Source organism: Nonomuraea sp. H19, assembly GCF_052068215.1.
Lineage (GTDB): Bacteria > Actinomycetota > Actinomycetes > Streptosporangiales > Streptosporangiaceae > Nonomuraea.
Map to the genome: position 1 here is coordinate 168591 of NZ_JBQHCV010000009.1, position 23004 is coordinate 191594.

21 protein-coding genes, 1 tRNA gene and 1 pseudogene are annotated in these 23004 nt (G+C 69.9%); 18 read left to right on the top strand and 5 right to left on the bottom strand.

Annotated elements, in window-relative coordinates:
* Position 1: 1 nt before the first annotated feature.
* The 16 genes from ACTMTI_RS21655 (at position 2) to ACTMTI_RS21730 (ending at position 12323) form a co-directional block, all read left to right on the top strand.
* Positions 2 to 946, top strand: a complete 945-nt coding sequence (locus tag ACTMTI_RS21655) for a MazG family protein (RefSeq protein ID WP_441122264.1) — start codon at positions 2 to 4, stop codon at positions 944 to 946.
* 280 nt (positions 947 to 1226) lie between these two features.
* A complete protein-coding gene (eno, locus tag ACTMTI_RS21660) occupies positions 1227 to 2504 on the top strand; it encodes a phosphopyruvate hydratase (RefSeq protein WP_441122265.1) in 1278 nt (425 codons plus the stop codon).
* A gap of 92 nt (positions 2505 to 2596) precedes the next feature.
* Positions 2597 to 3013: an FtsB family cell division protein gene (locus ACTMTI_RS21665; protein ID WP_441122266.1), complete on the top strand. Its 417-nt coding sequence runs from the start codon at positions 2597 to 2599 to the stop codon at positions 3011 to 3013.
* Positions 3003 to 3491, top strand: a complete 489-nt coding sequence (locus tag ACTMTI_RS21670) for a DUF501 domain-containing protein (RefSeq protein ID WP_441122267.1) — start codon at positions 3003 to 3005, stop codon at positions 3489 to 3491. Before ACTMTI_RS21665 ends, ACTMTI_RS21670 begins: the two co-directional genes overlap by 11 nt.
* On the top strand, positions 3482 to 4429 hold the full coding sequence (locus ACTMTI_RS21675) for a Ppx/GppA phosphatase family protein (RefSeq protein ID WP_441122268.1): 948 nt from the start codon (positions 3482 to 3484) through the stop codon (positions 4427 to 4429). Before ACTMTI_RS21670 ends, ACTMTI_RS21675 begins: the two co-directional genes overlap by 10 nt.
* A gap of 174 nt (positions 4430 to 4603) precedes the next feature.
* The gene (locus tag ACTMTI_RS21680) at positions 4604 to 5740 is read left to right on the top strand and encodes a hypothetical protein (RefSeq protein WP_441122269.1); all 1137 of its coding nucleotides are present in this window, start codon (positions 4604 to 4606) and stop codon (positions 5738 to 5740) included.
* A gap of 106 nt (positions 5741 to 5846) precedes the next feature.
* Entirely contained in the window at positions 5847 to 6173 is a 327-nt protein-coding gene (locus tag ACTMTI_RS21685) for a PadR family transcriptional regulator (protein WP_441122270.1), read from the top strand.
* The gene (locus ACTMTI_RS21690; RefSeq protein ID WP_441122271.1) at positions 6170 to 7045 is read left to right on the top strand and encodes a hypothetical protein; all 876 of its coding nucleotides are present in this window, start codon (positions 6170 to 6172) and stop codon (positions 7043 to 7045) included. Before ACTMTI_RS21685 ends, ACTMTI_RS21690 begins: the two co-directional genes overlap by 4 nt.
* Before the next feature lie 13 nt (positions 7046 to 7058).
* Positions 7059 to 7853, top strand: coding sequence for a uracil-DNA glycosylase (locus tag ACTMTI_RS21695; RefSeq protein ID WP_441122272.1), 795 nt, complete (start codon positions 7059 to 7061; stop codon positions 7851 to 7853).
* A 95-nt stretch (positions 7854 to 7948) separates the two neighbouring features.
* Positions 7949 to 9265: an NAD(P)/FAD-dependent oxidoreductase gene (locus ACTMTI_RS21700; RefSeq protein ID WP_441122273.1), complete on the top strand. Its 1317-nt coding sequence runs from the start codon at positions 7949 to 7951 to the stop codon at positions 9263 to 9265.
* Positions 9266 to 9343: 78 nt separating this feature from the next.
* Entirely contained in the window at positions 9344 to 9856 is a 513-nt protein-coding gene (locus ACTMTI_RS21705; protein WP_441122274.1) for a glycine cleavage system protein R, read from the top strand.
* Between the two features lie 26 nt (positions 9857 to 9882).
* Positions 9883 to 10377 carry a peptide deformylase gene (locus tag ACTMTI_RS21710; protein ID WP_441122275.1) on the top strand — a complete coding sequence of 165 codons (495 nt, stop codon included), beginning with the start codon at positions 9883 to 9885 and terminating at the stop codon, positions 10375 to 10377.
* A 49-nt stretch (positions 10378 to 10426) separates the two neighbouring features.
* Positions 10427 to 10499: transfer RNA gene (locus ACTMTI_RS21715), tRNA-Leu, on the top strand.
* Positions 10500 to 10669: 170 nt separating this feature from the next.
* Positions 10670 to 11461, top strand: a complete 792-nt coding sequence (locus ACTMTI_RS21720) for a Bax inhibitor-1/YccA family protein (RefSeq protein ID WP_441122276.1) — start codon at positions 10670 to 10672, stop codon at positions 11459 to 11461.
* A gap of 167 nt (positions 11462 to 11628) precedes the next feature.
* Positions 11629 to 11862: a DUF4287 domain-containing protein gene (locus ACTMTI_RS21725; RefSeq protein WP_441122277.1), complete on the top strand. Its 234-nt coding sequence runs from the start codon at positions 11629 to 11631 to the stop codon at positions 11860 to 11862.
* Between the two features lie 53 nt (positions 11863 to 11915).
* Positions 11916 to 12323 carry a PPOX class F420-dependent oxidoreductase gene (locus tag ACTMTI_RS21730; protein ID WP_441122278.1) on the top strand — a complete coding sequence of 136 codons (408 nt, stop codon included), beginning with the start codon at positions 11916 to 11918 and terminating at the stop codon, positions 12321 to 12323.
* A gap of 275 nt (positions 12324 to 12598) precedes the next feature.
* Here ACTMTI_RS21730 and ACTMTI_RS21735 read toward each other — a convergent pair whose 3' ends face one another.
* Genes ACTMTI_RS21735 through ACTMTI_RS21745 form a run of 3 tightly spaced genes read right to left on the bottom strand, consistent with a single transcriptional unit; the run spans position 12599 to position 16257 of the window.
* A complete protein-coding gene (locus ACTMTI_RS21735) occupies positions 12599 to 13816 on the bottom strand; it encodes an acetyl-CoA C-acetyltransferase (RefSeq protein ID WP_441122279.1) in 1218 nt (405 codons plus the stop codon).
* Between the two features lie 57 nt (positions 13817 to 13873).
* On the bottom strand, positions 13874 to 15217 hold the full coding sequence (locus ACTMTI_RS21740; RefSeq protein WP_441122280.1) for an outer membrane protein assembly factor BamB family protein: 1344 nt from the start codon (positions 15215 to 15217) through the stop codon (positions 13874 to 13876).
* 59 nt (positions 15218 to 15276) lie between these two features.
* Complete coding sequence (locus ACTMTI_RS21745; protein WP_441122281.1) at positions 15277 to 16257, bottom strand: SGNH/GDSL hydrolase family protein; 981 nt, start codon at positions 16255 to 16257, stop codon at positions 15277 to 15279.
* A 124-nt stretch (positions 16258 to 16381) separates the two neighbouring features.
* Between ACTMTI_RS21745 and ACTMTI_RS21750 the strand changes: the two genes are divergently transcribed.
* Positions 16382 to 17752 (top strand): cystathionine beta-synthase, encoded by a 1371-nt coding sequence (locus ACTMTI_RS21750; RefSeq protein ID WP_441122282.1) that lies wholly within the window; start codon positions 16382 to 16384, stop codon positions 17750 to 17752.
* Here the strand turns inward: ACTMTI_RS21750 and ACTMTI_RS21755 are convergent.
* The gene (locus ACTMTI_RS21755) at positions 17749 to 18606 is read right to left on the bottom strand and encodes an NAD(P)-dependent oxidoreductase (protein ID WP_441122283.1); all 858 of its coding nucleotides are present in this window, start codon (positions 18604 to 18606) and stop codon (positions 17749 to 17751) included. The two genes, ACTMTI_RS21750 and ACTMTI_RS21755, sit on opposite strands and share 4 nt — an antisense overlap.
* A gap of 64 nt (positions 18607 to 18670) precedes the next feature.
* Between ACTMTI_RS21755 and ACTMTI_RS21760 the strand changes: the two genes are divergently transcribed.
* Entirely contained in the window at positions 18671 to 21874 is a 3204-nt protein-coding gene (locus ACTMTI_RS21760; RefSeq protein ID WP_441122284.1) for a BTAD domain-containing putative transcriptional regulator, read from the top strand.
* Here the strand turns inward: ACTMTI_RS21760 and ACTMTI_RS21765 are convergent.
* Positions 21797 to 22903: pseudogene (locus ACTMTI_RS21765) on the bottom strand (sensor histidine kinase); the annotation flags it as partial. The gene ACTMTI_RS21760 and the pseudogene ACTMTI_RS21765 overlap by 78 nt on opposite strands.
* Positions 22904 to 23004: the final 101 nt, after the last annotated feature.

A 23004-nucleotide genomic window follows, 5' to 3' on the forward strand; every position in this document is an offset into this window, starting at 1 on the left:
CGTGCCGCTGATCGTCGTCACCACGTCGCCCAGGATCGCGCCCGGGCTGCTGAGCCATCAGGCGTGGCAGGTGCTGCGCTCCGGGCCGGTGCTGACCGGCTCCGGCGCGCATCCGCAGCTGCCCTACCTGGCCGAGGCCGGGGTCGAGGTCGAGGTCGTCGAGCCGGACCCGCGGGCGCTGGCCGTCCGGGCGGTCACCGAGACCGTCGTGTGGCTCGCGGGGTCGGCTTCGGAGGGGGACGACGAGGACTTCATGCGCGCGGTGGGGCACGCGGCGGTCGCGCTCGACGAGCCGCCGTTGATCGAGGTCGTGCCCGGCTCCTACGATCTGCCGGGCGCACGGGTGCTCGACCTGGTCGCGGTGATGGACCGGCTGCGTACGGAGTGCCCGTGGGATCGCAAGCAGACCCACGAGACGCTGGTGCCGTACCTGCTCGAAGAGGCCTACGAAGTGCTGGAGACCATCGAGGCGGGCGACTATCCCGCGCTCCGCGAGGAGCTGGGGGACCTGCTCCTGCAGGTGGTCTTCCACGCCCGGGTGGCCGCGGACTTCGACATGGACGACGTGGCGGCCGGGATCGTGGAGAAGCTGGTACGCCGCCATCCGCACGTGTTCGGCTCGGTGCGGGCCGAGAGCGCCGACGAGGTCAACGACAACTGGGAGGCCATCAAGGCGGCCGAGCGGGCGTCCAAGGGGAGCGAGTCCGTCCTCGAGGGCGTTCCCATGGGGCAGCCGGCGCTGGCGCTGGCCGCTCAGCTGCTACGCAGGGCCGAGCGGGCCGGGGCGCCTGAGTCGCTGTCGGCGGGGGTCGGGCAGGGGGTGGCGAGGGAGCTGTTCGACCTGGTCCGCCGCGCCGCCGCAGGCGGACTCGACGCCGAGGCCGAACTACGCGCCGCCGCCCGCACCTATCGGGATCGGGTTCATGCTTGGGAGTCGCGGGGTTAATTCCAGCTTTTACGCGCTGCTGTGGCCGGCCACCCGCCGCCGCTGGCTGGCCTCAGTCCAGGAAACGGCCGCTGACCGGTCAGTGGCGTGCCGCCGTTACGCGAGCCCATGTTGCCCGGCTCCGTGGTGACCCGTTGCCCGGTTACGTGGTAGCCCATGGCACGGCTCCGTGGCCCGTACTCCGTCGAGACGAAGTCCCGGCGAGGGTATGCGACCAGCGATGGCAGGGGGACCGATAGGCTCTGATGGCATATTGCCTTTCGATTTAGGAGCGCATCCCGTGGCTACCATCGAGGTCGTTTACGCTCGCGAGATCCTCGACTCCCGGGGCAACCCCACGGTCGAGGTCGAGGTGGTGCTGGACGACGGCAGCACCGGCCGGGCGGCTGTGCCGAGCGGGGCGTCCACCGGCCAGTTCGAGGCGGTGGAGCTGCGTGACGGCGGCAAGCGCTATGGCGGCAAGGGCGTGGAGAAGGCCGTGCTCGCCGTGACCGACGAGATCTTCGACGAGATCAACGGGGTCGAGGCCGAGGACCAGCGCATCATCGACCAGATCATGATCGACCTGGACGGCACGCCCAACAAGGCCAAGCTGGGCGCCAACGCCATCCTGGGGGTCTCGCTGGCCGTGGCCAAGGCCGCCGCCGACAGCGCCGACCTGCCACTCTTCCGCTATGTCGGCGGGCCCAACGCGCACGTGCTGCCCGTCCCGATGATGAACATCCTCAACGGCGGCGCCCACGCCGACACCAACGTCGACATCCAGGAGTTCATGATCGCCCCGATCGGGGCGGAGACGTTCCGCGAGGCCGTGCGCATGGGGACCGAGGTCTACCACGCGCTCAAGAGCGTGCTCAAGGAGAAGGGCTACGCCACCGGCCTGGGCGACGAGGGCGGGTTCGCGCCCAACCTGCCGTCCAACCGCGACGCGCTCGACCTGATCCTGGTCGCGATCGAGCGGGCCGGCTACACGCCCGGCGAGGACATCGCGCTCGCGCTCGACGTGGCCGCCTCCGAGTTCCACAAGGACGGCGTCTACACGATCGACGGCAAGGGCCTGTCGGCGCAGGAGCTCATCGCCTTCTACGAGGACCTGGTCACCAACTACCCGCTGGTGTCCATCGAGGACCCGCTGGACGAGGAGGACTGGGAGGGCTGGAAGGCCATCACCACGGCCCTCGGCGACAAGGTGCAGCTCGTCGGCGACGACCTGTTCGTCACCAACCCGGAGCGGCTCGAGCGCGGCATCAAGGCGGGCACGGCCAACGCCCTGCTGGTCAAGGTCAACCAGATCGGCACGCTGTCGGAGACGCTCGACGCCGTCGACCTGGCCCACCGCAGCGGCTACCGGTGCATGATGAGCCACCGCTCCGGCGAGACCGAGGACACGACGATCGCCGACCTGGCGGTGGCGGTCAACTGCGGGCAGATCAAGACCGGCGCGCCCGCGCGCTCGGACCGGGTGGCGAAGTACAACCAGCTGCTGCGCATCGAGGAGCTTCTCGACGACGCCGCGCGCTACGCGGGTCGCGCCGCGTTCCCGCGTTTCCAGCGCTAGTTTCGAGTACGGCTCGCGGCATATGGGGCGACCGAGCCCGCCGTGAGACCGGCGAACACGCCGCGAGCCGTACTTGAGGGGGTGTGCAGCAATTGGCGAAGAGGCCGCAGCTGACCGGGCGGGCCGCCATCCTCGCCGTCGTGGTCTGCGCGATCGCGATGAGCCTGGCCTACCCTGTGCGCGAATACATCAGCCTGCGCCGCAGCATCTCCGAGCTGCGTGCGGAGAAGGCCAAGGTCGAGGCGGAGAAGCGGGCGCTGCTGGCCCGCGAGCAGCAGAGCAACGATCCCAACTGGATCAAGAAGACGGCCAAGGAGCGGCTGCATTACTGCGGTCCCGGCGAGAAATGCTTTGTGGTGATGGAGTCCGAACAGGGCAAGGAACAGGCGGCGGTGAAACAGCAGGCGGCGGTGCCGCCGTGGTACCAGACGCTCTGGGAGTCCGTGGAGGCGGCGGACAAGGGCACCGGCCGCCGGGCGGTCACAGGAAAGGAAAGCGTTGGACAGTAAGGACGCCGAGGTCGTCGAGAAGCAGCTCGGGCGGCCGCCCAGAGGGCTGCGCGGGGTGGCGCACCGGTGCCCGTGCGGCAACCCCGACGTGGTGGAGACCGCGCCGCGGCTCCCCGACGGCTCGCCCTTCCCGACGCTCTACTACCTGACCTGCCCCAAGGCGGCCTCGGCCATCGGCACGCTGGAGGGCTCGGGCCTGATGCGTGAGATGCAGGCCAGGCTGGCCGCGGACCCCGAGCTGGCGGCGGCCTACGAGGCCGCGCACGAGGACTACATCGCCAGGCGCGATCAGGCGGCGCTGGAGGAGGGCCTGGCGCCGCTGCCGCGCGACATGCAAAGCACGGGTGGCATGCCGCAGCGGGTCAAGTGCCTGCACGCGCTCGTCGCGCACGAGCTGGCGGCGCCCGGTGCCAACCCGTTCGGCAGGGAGGCGCTCGACGCCCTCCCCGACTGGTGGAGTGACGGACCATGCGTGTAGCCGCCATCGACTGCGGCACCAATTCCGTACGCCTGCTCATCGCCGACTTCCACGACGATCTGATCGAGGACGTCGAGCGGCGGATGGAGATCGTCCGCCTGGGGCAGGACGTCGACAGGACCGGCAGGCTCGCCCCCGACGCCTTGGAACGCACGTTCAAGGCCATGCGCGACTATCGCGAGCTGATCGACCAATACGGCGCCGTCGCGACCCGGGTGGTCGCCACGAGCGCGACCAGGGACGCGGCCAACCGGCACGAGTTCGTGGACGGAGTGCGCGCGATCTTCGGGGTGGAGCCGGAGGTCGTGACGGGGGCCGACGAGGCCGAGCTGTCGTTCACCGGCGCGACCAAGGGGCTGGTGCGGCTGTCGCCCGAGACGGAGGTGCCGCAGGGGCCGCTGCCTCCGTACCTGGTGGTGGACATCGGTGGCGGGTCCACCGAGTTCGTGGTCGGCTCCGAGCACGCCGAGGCGGCGCTGTCGGTGGACATCGGCTGCGTGCGGCTGACCGAGCGGCACCTGCGCGACGCTGGAGACCCGCCGTCCGCGCCGGCGCTGGAGGCCGTGGTGGCCGACATCGAGGCGGCGCTCGACCGGGTGGAGGCGGAGGTGCCCGTACAGCGGGCGCACACGCTCGTGGGCCTGGCCGGGTCGGTGACGACGGTCGCGGGCATCGCGCTCGACCTCTCCCACTACGATCCGGCGCGAATCCATCACTCCCGGATTTCCGCTCAGCAGGTCCATGAGGTGACGCGGCGGCTGCTCGCGATGACCCATGGTGAGCGCGCCGCCGTACCGGTGATGCATCCCGGGAGAGTTGACGTGATAGGCGTTGGTGCGCTAATTCTTGACCGGATCGTCCGCCGTTTCGCGTTTTCGCAGGTCATTGTCAGCGAGCACGACATCCTGGACGGTATTGCCTGGTCCCTCGCCCGATAGGCAAGGCTAAATCCGGACATTTCCGATCTACAGCCTGTGTTGAGTGTGCGATCATTATTGTGCTTAGGTAAAGGTGCATTACGGGGGCTTTGCCATATCGCTGTGTACGGAAGGTACTGGCGTGGCGACCGTTCCCGAGCGCGTCTTTTCCCTCACGGAATGGAGCACTCTCACATGAAGTTCTCTGGGTTAGCAGCACGTAGGGCGGCGGCGTTCGGCGCGTCCGCCGCGATGCTGGCCGCCTTGACCGCGGGCCTGGTCGCCAGCCCCGCACAGGCGGCGACGGCGAAGACGGCCGCCAAGACCGCCGCGGGACCCAAGGTCTCGGTGTCCGCGCCCAAGGCCTCGCCGGGCGAGTTCGACGGCTCGTGCCCGGTCAAGGTCAACTTCTCGGCCAAGATCAAGGTGCCCGTCAAGGGCAAGACCGAGCTGGCTTACCGCTGGCTGCACGGTGACGGGTCCAAGGGCAAGGTCAAGGTGATCAAGCTCTCGGGCAAGGGCACCAAGACGGTGACGGTCAAGCAGGCCATCACCTTCAAGGAAGACGTCAAGGGCTGGGAGGCCGTCCAGGTCCTCGGTCCGAAGAAGGTCACGTCCAAGAAGGGCTACTTCTCCGTCTCCTGTGAGAAGCCGCTCGACGAGGTCCGTACGAACTGGGACTTCTCGGTGTCGGCTCGCGCCTGGGCCTCCCCCAGCTCCTACGTCGGCGAATGCACTCCGGGCGACAAGATTGACTTCGTCGGTCTGATCAAGGTCAACCGGCCGAGCTGGGTCCGTTACCGCTGGGTCCTCAACGGTGACGTGGTCGACTACGGCAAGATCAAGGTCTACGACGCCCGCAAGGTCGGCTTCGGCATCTCCCCGCGTCACAGCCAGCGCGGCTGGGCGCAGCTGGAGGTCCTCCGCCCCGACGGTGCGGTGTCCAACCGGGCCTACTACAAGGTCTGGTGCAAGGACCCGGCCCCCGCTCCCGCCGTCAAGGTCTCGGCCTCCAGTCTGGTGACCGGCACCAACAACGACGGCTGCAAGGTCGGCGCCCACGCCACCGTGAGCTCGACCGGCGCCGCGAAGGTCCAGTGGACCTGGGCGGTCAACGGCCAGTCCGTGCTCAAGGGCGAGGCCGCCTTCGACGGCGCCGGCTCGAAGACCGTCGCGCTCGGCGATCTGCCGCTGACCGGTGACGCCACCAAGGGCGGCAACGTCACGCTGACGGTCACCGGGCCGAACAACAGCGAGGCGATCACGCAGTCCTACGCCGCCTGCACGCCGGTGACGCCGACTCCGTCCCCGTCGCCTTCTCCGTCGGCTTAGTGAGCGACACGAGGGTGAGTGACTGAACCACGACCGGGTGGCACCTCCGGGAGCCACCCGGTTTTCTTGTTGCCACTATTCTGCTTTGCACAGTAGTGTGCTTTGCGTGGATAGCAGTCAGCTGCTCAAAGGCGTGCTCGACCTGGCCGTGCTGGCGGTTCTCAACGAGCGCGACGGCTACGGCTACGACGTCGTGCGCAGGTTGAGGGAGGCGGGCCTCGAAGAGGTCGGCGACGCCTCCGTGTACGGCACGCTGCGCCGCCTGTTCAAGGCCGGCGCGCTGACCTCATACGTGGTGGCCTCCGACGAGGGGCCGCATCGCAAGTACTACGGGCTCAACGACGTAGGCAGGGACATGTACGCCAGCTCGGCCAAGACCTGGGCCTCTTTCGCGGCCACCATGGCAGACCTGCTCAAGGAGGGACGAGGATGACCCCCGACCAGTACGCGCAGGCCGTACGCGATGCCGTGGGAGAGCACCCTGACCGGGAAGAATTACTCGAGGACCTCGACGATCACCTTGCCGAGATCGCGGCGGAGTCGGACCTGCCGCTGGAGGACAGGCTCGGGCCGCCGGCCGCCTACGCCGAGGAGCTCATGGCCGCCTACGGAGGCCGTACTGAGAGCCGCCAGAAGCGCCGTGCGCGCCCGCGTGAGTGGGTGCAGAGGGCGCACGCCGCCCTGCTGCGGCAGGGCTCCTACCGCGGTTTCATGGCTTTCCTGCCCGAGCTGCGGCCGGGCTGGTGGGTGCTGCGCGGTTACCTGCTGGCCATGCTGCTGCTGACGGTGGCAGACAGTGGCAGGCTGGCGCCTCAAGGGCTCGTGGACTGGGCGCTGGTGGTGGCCGCCGTCTGCGCCTCGGTGTGGTTCGGCAGGCGGCGCAGGGGACGCGTGCTCGTGCTGCTCGCCTCGCTCGCCAATGTGGCCGGCGCGCTGGCGTTGTTCATCGGCCTGGTGGCGGCGTCGTCGTGGAACACCGGCAGGTCCGGCGCCATTGCCATGAGCGAGCCGGAGCAGAGCGTCTACGTGTCGCCGGCGTCGGCGTTCAACGAGGTCTACAACATCAAGCCCTACGCGAAGGATGGCACCCCGCTCACCGACGTCTACCTCTACGACCAGGACGGCAAGCCGGTCATCACCAACCCCGAAAACTACGGCTACTCGGTGGACAGGGCGTGCGGCGAGCCCATACTCAACCGCTACCCGCTGCCGTTGGTCGACACGGATGTGGCGGTGCCCGAGGAGACGCCTTCGGCACCCAGGGCGTGCCCGACGGCCACGCCCAGTCCTTCCCGGAGCAAGTGACACCATCGGAGTCATGAGCTTCGTACCACCTGGCACCGGCTGGCCCGGTGACCCCGCGACCGCTGACACCCCGGTCGCCCTCGACTCCGCGGACGTGCGCCGCCTCGCCGCCTCCAGCAGCACCCTCGCGGAGCTCACGGCCCGGCAGTCCGTCTGCCGGGCCTGTCCCCGCCTGGTGGAATGGCGCGAGCAGGTCGCCGAGGTGAAGCGGCGCGCGTTCGCGGACGAGACGTACTGGGGCCGTCCCGTCCCCGGCTGGGGCGACGAGCAGCCGCGGATCGTGATCGTCGGGCTGGCGCCGGCCGCCAACGGGGGCAACAGGACCGGGCGGATCTTCACCGGCGACCGCAGCGGTGACTGGCTGTTCGCCTCGCTCTACCGCAGCGGGCTGGCCTCCCAGGAGACCAGCACGCACGCGGATGACGGGCAGAAGCTCCTCGGCGCGCGGGTGCTGGCGTCGGTGCGTTGCGCGCCCCCGGCCAACAAGCCCACGCCTGCGGAGAAGAGCGCCTGCTTCCCATGGATGGCCCGCGAGCTGGCGCTGGTCGCGCCGGGCGTGCGGGTCGTGGTGGCGCTCGGCGGGTACGCCTGGCAGGCCATGTGGCCGGCGCTGAAGGACGCGGGCTACGAACTGCCGCGCAGCAGGCCGCCGTTCCGGCACGGCGTCGAGGCCGAGGCCGGGTACGCCGCCGCGCCCGTCACCTTGATCGGCTGCTACCACCCCAGCCAGCAGAACACCTTCACCGGCCGCGTCACCGCCCAGATGCTGGACGACGTCTTCACCAGGGCCAGGTCACTGGCTGTGTGACGCGTTGCACCACCCCCGGATTGGATTCGTCGAGAGCGCTTGACGTAAGCTTGTGAATGCTTTCACAAGCATTCCACGAGGGATGGGGCCTCAGGATGAACAAGCACATATTGATCGTCGGCGGCGGATACGTCGGCCTGTACACAGCGCTCCGGCTGCAGCGCACGCTCAAGCGAGAGCTGCGCTCCGGCGAGGTGCGCATCACGATCATCGACCCCCAGTCCTACATGACCTACCAGCCCTTCTTGCCGGAGGCGGCGGCGGGTAACCTCTCGCCCCGGCACCTGGTGGCTCCGCTGCGGCGGATCCTGCCGAAGGTGCGCATACTCAACGGCATGGTCACCAAGGTCCATCACTCCGGGCGCACGGTCACCTTCCAGCCGGCGGAGGGCCAGTCGCGCGAAGTGGCCTACGACGTGCTCGTGATGGCCGCCGGATCGATTTCCCGCACGCTGCCCATTCCCGGCTTGATCGACATCGGCATCGGGTTCAAGACCGTGGGCGAGGCCATCGCACTGCGCAACCGCGTGCTGCACCTGCTCGACGTGGCGGAGTCGACCGACGACCCCGAGGTGCGGCGCAGGGCGCTCACCTTCGTGGTGGTCGGCGCGGGCTTCGCGGGTGTGGAGGCGCTGGCCGAGCTCGAGGACATGGCCAAGGACTCCACCCGCTACTACCGCAACATCACGCCCGCCGACATCCGCTGGGTGCTGGTCGAGGCGACGAACCGGGTGCTGCCCGAGGTCGGCCCCGAGATGGGCGAGTGGACTCTGGAGCAGCTGCGCGAGCGCGGCATCGACGTCAAGCTCGAAACCCGGCTCGAGTCGTGCGTGGGCGGGCACGTGATGCTCTCCGACGGCTCGGAGTTCGACGCCGAGACCCTCGTGTGGACCGCAGGCGTCAAGCCCAGCCCCGTGGTGAACGACACCGACCTGCCCCTCGACGAGCGCGGCCGGATCAAGGCCACCGCCATGCTCACCGTCGCGGGCACGCGGGATGCCTTCACCGCCGGCGACGCGGCCGGCGTGCCGGACGTCACCACCCCGGGCCAGTATTGCGCGCCCAACGCCCAGCACGCGGTCCGGCAGGCCAAGGTGCTGGCCGACAACATCGTCCGCCACCTGCGTGGCCAGCAACCAGTCGAATACCGCCACAAGTATGTCGGATCGGTTGCCGGTCTGGGTCTCCACCAGGGTGTCGCCAACGTCTATGGCGTCAAGCTTCGCGGATTCCCTGCGTGGTTCATGCACCGGACCTACCATCTGTCGCGGGTGCCGACGCTGAACCGCAAGGTCCGCGTCGTCGTCGACTGGACCCTGGCCCTGTTCTTCAAACGAGAGACGATCTCGCTGGGCGAGATGGAACACCCGCGCGAGGACTTCAGGGCCGCCGTCGCGACGACTCGCCGCTAGCCCGGGTACGGCAGCGCTCCGGTGCGCATCGCCGGGGCGTATCGGCGCCCGTATTCGCATGTGGAAGGGGTACCACGGGTGGGGCTCTCAGCGGTGACCGTGCTCGGCGTGGACCGGCCCGGGGTGATCGCCGCCGTAACCGGTTCACTCGCCGAGTGCGGGGCGAACATCCAGGACTCGACGATGACGCTGCTGGGCGGCCACGTGGCGATGATGCTCCTGGTGTCGGGCAACCTGGACTCCGCCGAGCTGCTGAAACGGTTGCGCGCGCCCGACCTGGTGGTGACCGCCTCGGCCATCGATGCCCGGCGCCACTTCTGCGACGACGGGGGCGGGCTCGGCTACGTGCTGACCGTGCACGGCCCGGACCGGCCGGGGATCATCTCCGCCATCAGCGCAGTGCTCGCCGCCGACGGCGGCAACATCACCGGCATGAGCACCAGGCTCACCGGGCGGCTCTACGTGCTCATCGCCGACGTCGAGCTGCCTAAGGAGGTGGACGTGGCAGCGCTCATGCGCAGGCTGGCGGCCGTCGGCGCCAGCCTGGACTCCGAGATCACCTTCCGCCCCGTCGAACCGGACCTGCTGTGACCGGGCCGCGAGGCGGGCCGCGCGAAGTGATCGTCGCCCCGCATCCGGTCCTGTCCACCGCGGCCGAGCCCGTGGACCCGACCGCCCCCGAAGTAGTGGCCGGCGCCGCCGATCTTCTGGCCACCCTCCGCCGGGAGCCGTCCACGACCGGTCTGGCTGCCCCCCAGATCGGCCTGAGTTGGCGCCTGATCGCCTTTGACGCCGGACTCCACCCCCGCAGCCGCTCCTGCGCTGGAGAGCTCGTGGTGGCCAATCCACGCCTTGCCAAGGCGTCCCATTGGGACCAGGCGCGCGAGGGGTGCGCTTCCGTCGCAGGGCTCACGGCAGACGTACTGCGTGCGACGCATATCACCGTACATGGGCATTTGCCAGGAAGCGGCGAGCCCGTCACCATCGAAGCGGATGCCTTGGAAGCTCGCTGCATTCAGCACCAACTGGACCATCTGGACGGTCTACTCTTCTTGGACAGAGTGACCGGAGCACTATCGCTTCACCGCAGACTTCACAGTTGTGACGCCTGATGCGAAGTTGTGCTCCTCGGAAGCATGGTCCGTTTCGTATGATTGCGGCGCCCCCGTAGCCCAATGGCAGAGGCGAACCCCTTAAAAGGGTTGTAGTGCGGGTTCGAATCCCGCCGGGGGCACATGCTTCTACCATTGGAAATAGGTTTTTCTGACTCGCCATGACCTCGGGAACTCTGCGCCGGGCACGTTCGTTGTCAACGCTGCCGAAGTCCCAAAAGAACATCGATCTGAGCGCGAGTTGACCAAGGTGCCGCCAGGCCCCGTAGGCTCGGCGTCACAGGAGGCAGCGATGGAGAGCAAGAACCCCGTATTCAGCAAGTCGCGTCAACAGGCCGGAGGATGGGCAGGGCCCAACCCGTCGCCCGACATGCTGCAGAACATGTACGACGCCCCGTCGTACGCACCACCGACCCGGCCCGCGTACCGGACCATGACCCTCGACGACGTCGTGGTGCGCGGCTTCCTTACCCTTGGTGCCCTGGTCGTCGCGGCCGCGGCGGCCTGGGTGCTGAACGTTCCCCCGGTGGTCGCCATCGGCGCCGCCGTCGTGGCCCTGATCCTGGGCCTGATCGCCTCGTTCACGCAGAGCACCAACCCGGCGCTCATCCTGGGTTACGCCGTTTTCGAGGGCGTGTTCCTGGGCAAGATCAGCGCCCTGTTCGAAGGCATGGTCAGCGGCATCGTGCTGCAGGCGGTGCTCGGCACGGCCTTCGCCTTCGGCGCCGTGCTGACGGTCTACTCCCTGCGTGTGATCCGGGTCACACCGAAGCTCGTGAAGTACGGCATCGCCGCGGCGATCGCGGCCCTCGGGCTGGTGCTCGTCAACCTGCTCGTCGGCATCTTCAACGGCGTCGGGCTCGGCCTGCGCACCGACAGCCCGATCGGCTGGATCTTCAGCATCGTGATGATCCTGATCGGCTGCTTCTTCCTGCTGCTCGACTTCGACTCGATCGAGCAGGGGGTCAAGCAGGGCGCTCCGGAGAAGTTCGCCTGGCAGTGCGCCTTCGGGCTGACGCTGAGCCTCGTGTGGATCTACCTCGAGGTGCTGCGCTTCATCAGCTATTTCACTAACAGCGACTGACTGTTCGCACCCGCGTAACCCCGGAGGGCCCCGCCGTTCAGGCGGGGCCCTCCTTTGCGCGACCGAAAATCTACGTGACGTCACGAAATGATGCCTGGTTGGGGGCTTGCCATTCGGACGATGGTGTTGCAGTGTCGAGCAAAGGACCTTAATCCGCGGAGGTGCCCATGTCCTTGAACCACTCACCGGAGACGCAGACGAAGCTGATCGCAAGGGTCCCCACCATAACGGGACGCGAACTCCCAGAGTGGTTCCAAGCCATCGACAACGGCCCGGCTTTCCTAAGGTGCGACGAACGCGCCAACTGGCTCGCAGACGAGCACGGGCTGTCCCACGGCTACGCCGCCGCGATCGTGCTCGAGCACGAGCGGCACCGCCGTAACCGCATGGGCTTCATCTAAGCCCTTCCATCCTCGCGCCCGTGCTCCAAGCGCGGGCGCGTCATCATGGGTGGATGGATCTCGACAAAGCCCTCGGCTTCCTCCGCGCCAACCACCACGCCGTCCTGCTCACCCGGCATCGCGATGGGCGCCCGCAGATGTCACCGGTGACGGCCGGGGTGGAGGACGGACGCATCGTCATCAGCACCAGGGAAACGGCGGTCAAGGTCCGCAACCTCCGCCACGACCCCAACGTCTCGCTGTGCGCCTTCACCGGCGCCTTCTACGGGGAGTGGATCCAGGTGGACGGCACAGCCGAGATCATCTCGCTGCCCGAGGCCATGGACCACCTGGTGGACTACTACCGGAACATCTCGGGCGAACACCCGGACTGGTCGGACTACCGCGCCGCCATGCTCCGCGAACGCCGCGTCATCCTCCGCATCACCCCCACCCGCGCCGGCCCCGACCACCACGGCTGACCACTCCATCTGTTACGCGTTACCTGGTCAGCCGGGTTGATGCCCATCTGTTACGCGTTGCCGTGGCCGGCCACCCGCCGCCACTGGCTGGCCTCTGTCCAGGGAAACGGCCGCTGACCGGTCAGTGGCGCGCCGCCGTTACGCGAGCCCATGTTGCCCGGCTCCGTGGTGAGCCGCCGGCCGGTTACGTGGCCTGCCCCGGGCGCCGTCCACGTTGCGCCGAGCACCGCCGGCCCGGCGCCCGGAGGGCCATCGCCCGGGCGTCAACCCACGGATCAGACGAGCCTTTCAAGGATCATTGCCATTCCCTGGCCGCCGCCGACGCACATGGTTTCGAGGCCGATGGACTTGTCGTGGTGCTGGAGGCTGTTGATCAGGGTGGCCGTGATGCGCGCCCCCGTCATCCCGAACGGATGCCCCACCGCGATCGCCCCGCCGTTCACGTTGAGCCGGTCAAGATCGATCCCCAGCTCCCGATAGGACGGGATGACCTGCGCCGCGAACGCCTCGTTGATCTCGACCAGGTCGATGTCGTCGATCGCCATCCCGGCCCGGGACAGCGCCTGCCGGCTGGCCTCCACCGGCCCCAGACCCATGATCTCGGGCGACAGCGCGGACACGCCCGTGGACACGATCCGAGCCAGCGGCGTGATCCCGAGCTCGGCCGCCTTGACGTCGCTCATCACGATGACGGCGGCCGCCCCGTCGTTCAGCGGGCAGCAGTTGCCGGCCGTCACGGTGCCGTCCGGCCGGAAGACCGGCTGCAGACCGGAGACCTTCTCGTACGTCGTCCCCGGCCGCGGTCCGTCGTCCTGGCTGACCACCGTCCCGTCGGGCATGGTGGCGGGCGTGATGTCCTTGGCCCAGAACCCGTCGGCCAGCGCCTTCTCGGCGAGGTTCTGTGAGCGCACCCCGAACTCGTCCTGCTCCTGCCGGGTGATCCCCTTGAGCTGGGCGAGGTTCTCGGCGGTCTGCCCCATCGCGATGTAGATGTCCGGGACGGCGCCGTCCTCGCGCGGGTCGTGCCAGGTCTGCCCGCCCTCGGTGAACGCGTTGGTGCGGGCCAGCGCGTCCAGGAAGATCGGGTTGTGCGTGTCGGGCAGCGAGTCGGAGTTGCCCTTGGTGAAGCGCGAGACGGCCTCCACGCCGGCCGACACGAACACGTCGCCCTCGCCCGCCTTGATCGCGTGGAAGGCCATCCTGGTGGTCTGCAGCGACGAGGAGCAGTAGCGGGTGATCGTGGTGCCGGGCACGTCGTCGAGGCCCAGCATGACCGCCACCACCCGGGCCATGTTGAACCCCTGCTCGCCGCCCGGCAGGCCGCAGCCCAGCGTGATGTCGTCGATCGTGTGGGGGTCGAGCTGCGGCACCTTGGCCAGCGCCGCCTGGATCATCTGCACGGTCAGGTCGTCGGCCCGGATGTCCTTGAGCGACCCCTTGAAGGCTCGTCCGATCGGGGAACGCGCGGTTGCGACGATGACTGCCTCGGGCATGGCCCCTCCTTTGTCCGGCGCTGATAGTAGAACTATATTCGGCCGTCCTTTCAGACCCTACCCATACATGCCCGGCGCCGTCGCGGTGTGATCGTTCACCGCGTGGACGGCGCCCTTCTCATCGCGCCACAGCCGCCAGCCGTCCTGGCTGCCGGTGAACCACGGCGGTGGCGCGGCGGCAGGCGAGACCCGCTTCCCGGTGCCCAGGTCGTATTCGCAGATGGCCGCCGTCGAGTAGAACCCCGGCGGCTGCCCGCGCAGCGACAGAGGCTTGGGATCGGTGACGCAGAAGGACCAGCCGCGCGTCCCCTCCACGGCCACGGGCTTGCCGGAAACCAGGTCGAAGGCCGTGCCCTTGGCGTTGTGCTGGAGGAAGCCCAGCTTGTCCATCCGGTCGGGGAAGGCCAGCCACCAGCCCGAGCCCGGCACGTCGGCGGCCGAGATCTGCCCGACCACGCGACCGGTCGTGGCGTCGAGCCGGGCGAACCCGCCATAGGCGCCCTGACGGTCGACGGGGCGTACGACGGGGGCGTAGCCGGGGTTGCCGCTGGGATAGACGCGTACGACCGAGGGCCGCATCCAGTTGATCGTCCCGTCGGCGATCTTGATGGAGAACAGCCCGAAGGTGGAGACCTTCTTCGTCTTGGGATTCGTGTAGGGGGCGACGTAGCCGACCAGGTCAGCGCCCGCGGCGCCGAACGCCCAGCCGCCCGACATGTCGATGCCCGGGCCGAGCGCCTGCTCGATCGGCTGCTGCCACTGGAGCTTGCCGGTCTTGAGCTCGTACGACTCGATCATGGGGTTGGCGGCCAGCCTGAGCAGCAGGACCCGGGCCGCGTCGGACCATTCGACCTCGGAGATCCCCGGCAGCTTCCACAGTTGCTTGCCCGTGGCCGGGTCGAGGACCACCATGCGGGCCTTGGTCAAGGCGGTGTGCTCGGACAGGCAGATGTAGGGGCCGCAGCGCTGCGGCCCGAACGTCGAATGCACCGGCCTGGTCCACTTCTGCACCCCGGAGCGGGCGTCGCGGGCGATGAGGGTGGCGTTCCACTGGCCTTTCTTGGCCGGGTCGAGCGCGACGACCACGCCCTCGTCCGTGGCCGTCTCCACGATCGCGGGCGCGGAGACGCCCATGCCGGGCAGGCGGCCGGCCATCGTGGCAGGGTACGCCCACAGCCGCTTGCCGTCGCGCAGGCCGATCGCGACGGTCTCCAGAGCGCCGTCGGGCTTCATGGACGTGGTCGCGACGACCCCGCCGGCCACGACCATGCGGCTGACCGCGTTGACTTCGGTGTTGTGCCAGGTCGGGAAGCTGGAGGTGGCCGCGTCGCTGCCGGAGCACGCGGTGACGGCCAGGGTTCCGGCGAGGGCGATGGACGGTTTCCAGAGGGGCCGGAGCACGGGCAATCCACTCCAAAGGGGACTAGGAGTGACGGCTCGGGCTCGGAGGGTAACCGGTGTTAGGCGTCGATCTGCTCGCCGAGCCGCCGGCGGAACAACGCCGCCCACTTCCCGTGCAGGCCCGTCGCCCGTCCGTCGACCCGGGTCGCGGTGACCTCGGTGCCGGGCTCCTCCGCGGCCGTAGCCGCCGCAAGGTAGATCGGTTGCAGTGCTTCGCCACGTGCGGGGCGCGGCTCAGGCCACAGTCCCAACGCAGCGCACACTGAAGGTAGCACCGCGTAAGCGGCCTGCGCGTAACCTCGGGCAGATGGATGGAAACGATCGGGTCCGAACATTTCTGTCGGATTTGTCGCGAATTCCGGCCCCAGGACGTCGGCGAACGCCACCGTACGCCCGCCCGCGTCCACCACCGCCACCGTCTGCGCCGCCGCGAGTTGCCGGCTCCACCGCCGGGCCACCCAGCGCAGCGGCTGCGAGATCGGCCGCACCGTGCCGAGGTCTGGGCAGGTGCCCACGACCACCTCGACCCCCGCGTCCCGAAGCCGCCGCACGGCCTTGGCCAGATGCCGCACGGCGATCGCCGGCGGCGTCTGCGTGATGATGTCGTTCGCCCCCACGAAGATGACCGCCACGTCCGGCTGCATGGCCAGGGCCTCGTCCACCTGCTCACCCAGCTCGGCCGACGGGGCGCCCGACTTGCCGGCGACGAGCAGCCGTACCGGACGCTCGGCCACCGCGGCGAGCCCGTTCGCGAGCAGCACGCCCGGGGTGTCGGCCGGATCCGTCATGCCGAGCCCGACGGAGGTGGAGTCGCCGAGCATGGCGAGCCTGAGCGGGTCCCCGGGGAAGTCGCCGTAGTGGCCGTCCGAGTCCGGGCCGTCCAGCCCGTGCGGACGCCCGATGGCCTTGCGCGCCAGCATGCCCTCGGCGATCAACAGAACGTAGGCCGTGGCTCCGAGAGCCGTCAGCCCGCCTCCACCGAGCGCCGCCGCAGCAGCGATCTTACGTGCCGCCCGCGCCATGCCTGCTGCCCAGACCACGCGTACGTCCCTCCCCGGTCGCGGCGGTAGCGTTTCCTTGAAACTAGCCGAGGGCCTGCCACCCCCACTGGATCTCGGCCACAAGCAAGCTGATCAAGCTTCGGCAAAGAAGGTGAGCACCTCGGTGCGCATTTACGATTCCCTGGTCGACCTGATGGGGAACACCCCGCTGGTCCGGCTGCACAAGGTTTCCGCGGGAGTGCCCGCCCAGGTGCTGGCCAAGGTCGAATATTTCAACCCGGGCGGCTCGGTCAAGGACCGCATCGCGGAACGCATGATCGAGGCCGCCGAGAAGTCCGGCGAGCTGCGACCAGGCGGTGTCATCGTCGAGCCGACGTCCGGCAACACCGGAGTCGGCCTGGCCATCGTGGCCCAGCAGAAGGGCTACCGGTGCCTGTTCGTGGTCCCCGACAAGGTGGCCCAGGACAAGATCTCGGTGCTGCGCGCGTACGGGGCCGAGGTCGTGGTCTGCCCGACCGCCGTCTCGCCCGACCACCCGGACTCCTACTACTCGGTCTCCGACCGGCTGGCCCGCGAGGTGCCCAACGCCTGGAAGCCCGACCAATACTCCAACGTCAACAACCCGGACTCCCACTACCACTCGACCGGCCCCGAGGTGTGGGAGGACACCGAGGGCAGGGTCACGCACTTCGTGGCGGGCATCGGCACCGGCGGCACGATCAGCGGCACGGGCCGCTATCTCAAGGACGTCTCCGGCGGCCGGGTGAAGATCATCGGGGCGGACCCCGAGGGCTCGGTCTACTCGGGCGGCTCCGGGCGCCCCTACCTCGTGGAGGGGGTCGGCGAGGACATCTGGCCGGCCACGTACGACACCACGATCTGCGACGAGATCATCGCGGTCTCCGACAAGGACTCCTTCACCATGACCCGCAGGCTCGCCCGTGAGGAGGGGCTGCTGGTCGGCGGCTCGTGCGGGATGGCGGTCGTGGCGGCGCTGCAGGTGGCGGCCAGGGCCGGGAAGGACGACGTGGTCGTGGTGCTGCTGCCCGACGGCGGCCGCGGCTACCTGTCGAAGATCTTCAACGACGACTGGATGGCCGACTACGGCTTCCTGACCACCTCCTCGGAGGAGGGGCTGGTCGGCGACGTGCTGGCGCGCAAGGGACCGGGGCTGCCGGAGTTCGTGCACGCGCATCCGCACGAGTCCGTCGGCACGGCCATCTCGATCATGCGCGAATACTCGGTGTCCCAGCTCCCGGTCATGAAGGAGGAGCCGCCGGTCATGGCGGCCGAGGTGATCGGCTCCATCGTGGAGCGAGACCTCCTCGAAGCCCTCTACCACGGCAGGCTCTCCTCCGACGATCCGATCGCCGATCACATGTCGTCGCCGCTACCCACGATCGGCAGTGGTGAACCTGTGGCGCGTGCGGTCGAGGCGCTGGAGAAGGCCGATGCGGCTGTAGTGCTGGAAGACGGCAAGCCCTGCGGGCTGATCACCCGGCAGGACCTGCTCGCCTTCCTCGCCAACCACTAGGGCTTTCTGATCGATTCGATCACGGTGCCGAGCCCTTCGTGGCCGCGGCCCTCGGCGTCGGCGCGCTCGAAGAGCTCCTTCAGCGCGCTCGGCACCGTGGTCTCCAGGCCCGCGTCCCGCAGCGCCTCGACGACGTGGCCGATGCCGACCGCCTGCATGTGCAGGGAGTTCTCCTCGCCCGGGTACGTCCCGGCCGCGAACTCCTCAGCGAGGATCTTCGCGTACCCCATGGGGCCGTCGGCGCCCATCTCGGTGAACAGCGACCGCGCGAACGGCAGAAAGTCCGCCGGCGCCACGCCGGCCGTGCGCAGCAGCGCCATGGCGTGCATGAAGCTGGTCAGGCTCGACCAGAAGATCAGCAGCTGGGCCTGGTAGTACATCATCGCCAGGCCCTGGTCCTGACCCACGTACGTGACCGTGCTCAGGGCCTCCAGTGTGCCCGCGTGCCGATCGAGCGCGTCCTTCGGGCCGCTGTAGAACGTGTACGCGCCGGGCTGCCCGATCCCGGGCGGCGGCACCATGATGCCTCCCGTGATCAGCGTGCCGCCGCGCTCCGCCACCCACGCGGCCGCCTGACGCAGCCTCTCCGGGGTGTCCGAGCTGAGGTTGACCACCACCTTGCCGTCCAGCCGGGCGTCGCCCACGCTGGCGTACATCGCCTCGTAGCTGATCTGGCTGAACACCAGCAGCTCGCCGTCCGCCGCGTCCTTCGCTCGTTCGGCTCCCTTGGCAACCAGCGGCTCCGCCTTGCTCGCCGTACGGTTCCACACCGCCACCTGGTGGCCGGCGGCCAGGAACGTCTCGGCCATCTTCGACCCCATCGGGCCGAGCCCCACAACCGTCACTTGACTCATGCCTCCCACCTTGGGATGTGCCGCTACGGAAATCCTTCGGCCCCGCTACGGGTTAGGAAGTGATGTGGTGCGTTTCGGGGTGCTCGGGCCGCTGGCCGTGTGGACGGACGACGGCCGGGCCGTGCACGTGGCCGAGCCCAAGGTCCGCGCGCTGCTGGCCGACCTGCTGGCGCACGGGGGCGGGCCGGTCTCGGCGGACCGGCTCATCGAGGACCTCTGGGGCGCGCGAGCGGGCCGCAACCCGGCCGGCACGCTCCAGGCCCGCGTTTCCCAGCTGCGGAGGGCGCTCGGCGACCCCGGGTTGATCGTGCGCGGTCCCGGGGGATACCTGCTGGCGGCCCACGACTGCGACGCCGGCCGCTTCCGCGACCTCGTCAATCGCCGCTCCCCGGATCTTCATACGCGGGCCGCCGAGCTCGAACAGGCGCTGGCGCTGTGGCGCGGGCCCGCGTACGCCGACTTCCCCGACGCCGACTTCGCCCGCGCGGAGGCCGCGAGCCTGGAGGAGACGCGCCTGGCGGCGCTGGAAGAGCAGGCGGAGGTACGGCTGGAGCTGAGCGAACGGGTGGACCTCGGCGAGCTGGTGGCGCTTCACCCGTTACGGGAGCGGTTGCGTGCCGCCCACATGCTGGCTCTGTATCGAGGTGGACGGCAGAGCGAGGCGCTGGCCGCGTACGAGGAGTTGCGGGAGCGGCTGCGCGACGAGCTCGGCGTGGATCCGTCGCCCGAGCCGGCCCGGCTGCACCAGGCGATCCTGCGCCAGGATCCGGGGCTCCTCGCGGGGGCTCCGGCGGCGGGCTCGAACCTGCCCGCGCCACTCACCGATCTGATCGGGAGGGACGCCGAGCTGGCCGAAGTGCGGGGGCTGCCGGCGACGTCCCGGCTGGTGACGCTCACGGGGCCGGGCGGCGTCGGCAAGACCCGCCTCGCCCTGGCCGCCGCCCGCGACCTGGCCTTCCCTGACGGGGTGTGGCTGGTGGAACTGGCCGGGGCGGTGAACGTGGCCGAGGCGGTCGCGGCCGTGCTCGGCGTCCGCGACGACGCCACCGTTCCGCTGCTGCCCAGGCTGGCCGGGGCGATGGCGGCCAAGCGCATGCTGCTGGTGCTCGACAACTGCGAGCACCTGGTGACGCAGGCGGCGGAGCTGGTCGCGGCCCTGCTGCGGGCCGCCCCCGGGCTGCGCGTGCTGGCCACCAGCCAGGAGCCGCTGGGCGTGACGGGCGAACACGTACGGGTGGTGCCACCGCTCCCGGAACCCGAGGCCGTACGGCTCTTCACGGCCCGTGCGAACGTGCCCCCGAGCGAGGCCGTGGCGACCATCTGCCGGCGGCTCGACGGCATCCCGCTGGCGCTGGAGCTGGCCGCCACCCGGGTGCGCGCGCTCGGCGTACAGGAGCTCGCCGACCGGCTGGACGACCGGTTCAGGCTGCTCAACGCGGGCATGCGGGACGCGCCGGCCCGGCAGCGCACGCTCCGGGCGATGATCGACTGGAGCTGGGAGCTGCTCACCGAGGACGAGCGGATGGTGCTGCGGCGGCTGGCCGTGCACGCCGGTGGCTGCACGATCCAGGCGGCGGAGGAGGTGTGCGCCGAGCCCGGGGTGGACGTGCTCGATACGCTGGCGAGGCTGGTGGACCGGTCACTGGTCGTGGTGGCGGCCGGGCCTCGGTACCGGCTGCTGGAGTCCGTGGCCGCGTACTGCGTGGAGCGGCTGAGGGAGGCGGGCGAGCACGACCTGGTCAGGCAGCGGCACGCCCGCTACTACACCGCGCTGGCCGAGCGGGCGGATCTCAGGGGGCCGGGGCAGCGGGAGTGGCTCGTACGGCTCGACGCCGAGTACGCCAACCTGCTGCACGCGCTCGCGGGACCGGAGGCGTTGCGGCTGGTCAACGCCCTGGCCTGGTACTGGGTCCTGCGCGGCAGGCTCCGTGAGGCCCGCAGATCCCTGGCCACCGTCCTGGCCGCCCCCGATGCCGTGGACCCCGTCGCGGCGGCGCGGGCGTCGGTGTGGCTGGCCGGGATCGAGATCTTGATCGGCGAGCCGGTGTCGCCGGTCCGCCGCGACGGGCTCGACCGGGCGGGCGCGGCGCTGGCCGACTGGTGGCTGAGTGACGTCCGGTGGGCGTACGGCGACAGGACGGCGCACGAGGCGGCGGCGAACCGGGCACTGGCCGCGTACGAGGAGCTGGGGGACCGGTGGGGGATGGCGGCGGCCCTGTGCCTGCGCGGCAAGCTCGCCGTCGGGCGGGCCGACCTGGCGGCGATGGAGCGGGACGGGGAGCGGGGCCTGGCGCTGTTCAGGGAGCTGGGTGACGAATGGGGCCAGATCGAGGCCATGGACGTGCTCGACCGGGCGGCCGAGATCCGCGGCGACTATGCCGGGGCCGCCCGCCTGCGCGAGGACGCCCTGCGGATGGCCGAGGAACTGGGGTTCGAGACCTCGTTCAGGCTGGCCGGCCTGGGGCGGATCGCGTTGCTGACGGGCGACTACGAGGGGGCCGACGACTACCACGAGCGCGCCCGGCGGCTGGCGGTCGAGCAGTCCTACAAGCCCGCCGAGGAGCACGCCCTGCTCGGGCTGGCCCTGAGCGCCCGGAGGCAGGGCCGGTACGAGGAGGCGGAGGCGTACCTGCGGCCGGTGCTGGAGTTCCTGCGGCGGGTACGGGGGACGCCCGGGATCGCCTTCGTGATGGCCGAGCTGGGGTTCGTCGCCGAGCAGCGGGGGGATGCGGAGGTGGCGCTGGCCCGGCAGCGGGAGGGCTACGAGGCGGCACAGGCGACGGGGGACCCCCGGGCGATCGCGCTGGCACTTGAAGGGCTGGCCGGAGCCATGTCGCTCCAGCCGCGCGCCCGGCCCGCAGACACCGCCGGCGGTTGGCCGGATCGTGCCGACGGCGGTCGGATGGGCATCGGCGGTGGTGACGCGGCCGAGGACATCGGCGACGATCGCGCACGCGTCGCGGGCGGCGATGCGGTGGAGGCGGCACGGCTGATCGGGGCGGCCGCCGCTGCCAGGCAGGCCGTGGGCGCGCCGCTTCCCTCCGGTGAGCGGTGCGACGTGGACCGGATCACCCGCAGGCTGCGTACCGCCCTGGGAGATGAGGCCTTCGAGCGGGCGTTCGCGTCAGGACAGCGGGAACTCGGCGACCACCTCCCAAGCCCCCTCCGGGGACGGGCCCGCGTAGAGCCTGCCGCCCAGCGCTTCCACCCGCTCGGCCATGCCGACCAGCCCGAACCCGCCACCAAGGCGGGAAAGCCGTGGATCTGACGACGATCCGAAGTTCCGCACCCGTAACACCACCACCTTCTCGTACCGCCGCAGATCCGCCTCCACCCAGGCGGCTCGCGAGGCGTGTTTGCGTACGTTGGTCAGCGACTCCTGCAGCACCCGGTGCAAGGTGGTCATGACCTCCGGCGCCAGAGTCCGGTCGTCGATTCCGGCCCCGATCTCGAACGCCACCTTGGGTCCGTCGCTCGAGAACCGCTCGGTCAGCATCCGCAGGTCCGCCAGCACGGTGCCGGGCCTGCGGGCGGGGTCGTCCTCGGTACGCAGCACCGTGACCATGCGCCGCATCGACGTCAGCGCCTCCGACCCGGCCGTGGCGATCGCGTCCAGCGCCGGCGCCACCGCCTCCGGCTTGGTCTCGGCGACCGTGCGCGCGGCCTGGGCCTGGACGACGATGCCGGTGATGTAGTGGGCGACCAGGTCGTGCAGCTCCCTGGCCAGCTCCAGCCGCTCAGCCCGGCGTACCGAATGGACCGCCTCCACCCGGCGCTCCTGCTGGAAGCGGAGGTAGCCGCCGATCCCGGCGGCCATCGACCACCCGGCGAACAGCACGAACGAGAGCACCAGCCCCGAGCTCTGATAGTCGCGCCCGGCGGCCTCGGACATCAGCGCGACCAGCCCCACGCACGCCAGCACCGCCGCCCGGCGTACCGGCTCCACGTGCCGCAACGCGCCGATCAGCAGGACGAGCAGCGACCCGGTCTCCGCCATGCCGGGGGCGCCGTCGAACCCGCTGCTGCCGATCAACGCGGACGTGCCGATGGACAGCGCCAGCATGATGCCGAACCCGCCGACGCGATGCCTGCGCCGCAGCGCCACGGCCGCGATGCCGCACGCACCGCAGAACGGCACGAGCCACTGGATGCCACCGATGCCGGCGGCGAGCACGAGGTCGATCATCAGCAGCATGCCCAGCCAGCCGAGCATGGCGATCTCGCTCAGTCGCCGGATCCAGTACACCAGGCGCTTGGAATCAGCCACGGCCCCGAGCCTAGGCCGGAAGTCGGACATGTCGTATCAACCGTTCGGCCGAGCCGGCCCGCCGCAGACCAACCCTTCAGTGGAGGCGGCGGTCAGGGTGCATCGCCGATGCTGGGATGTGTCGGAAGGGG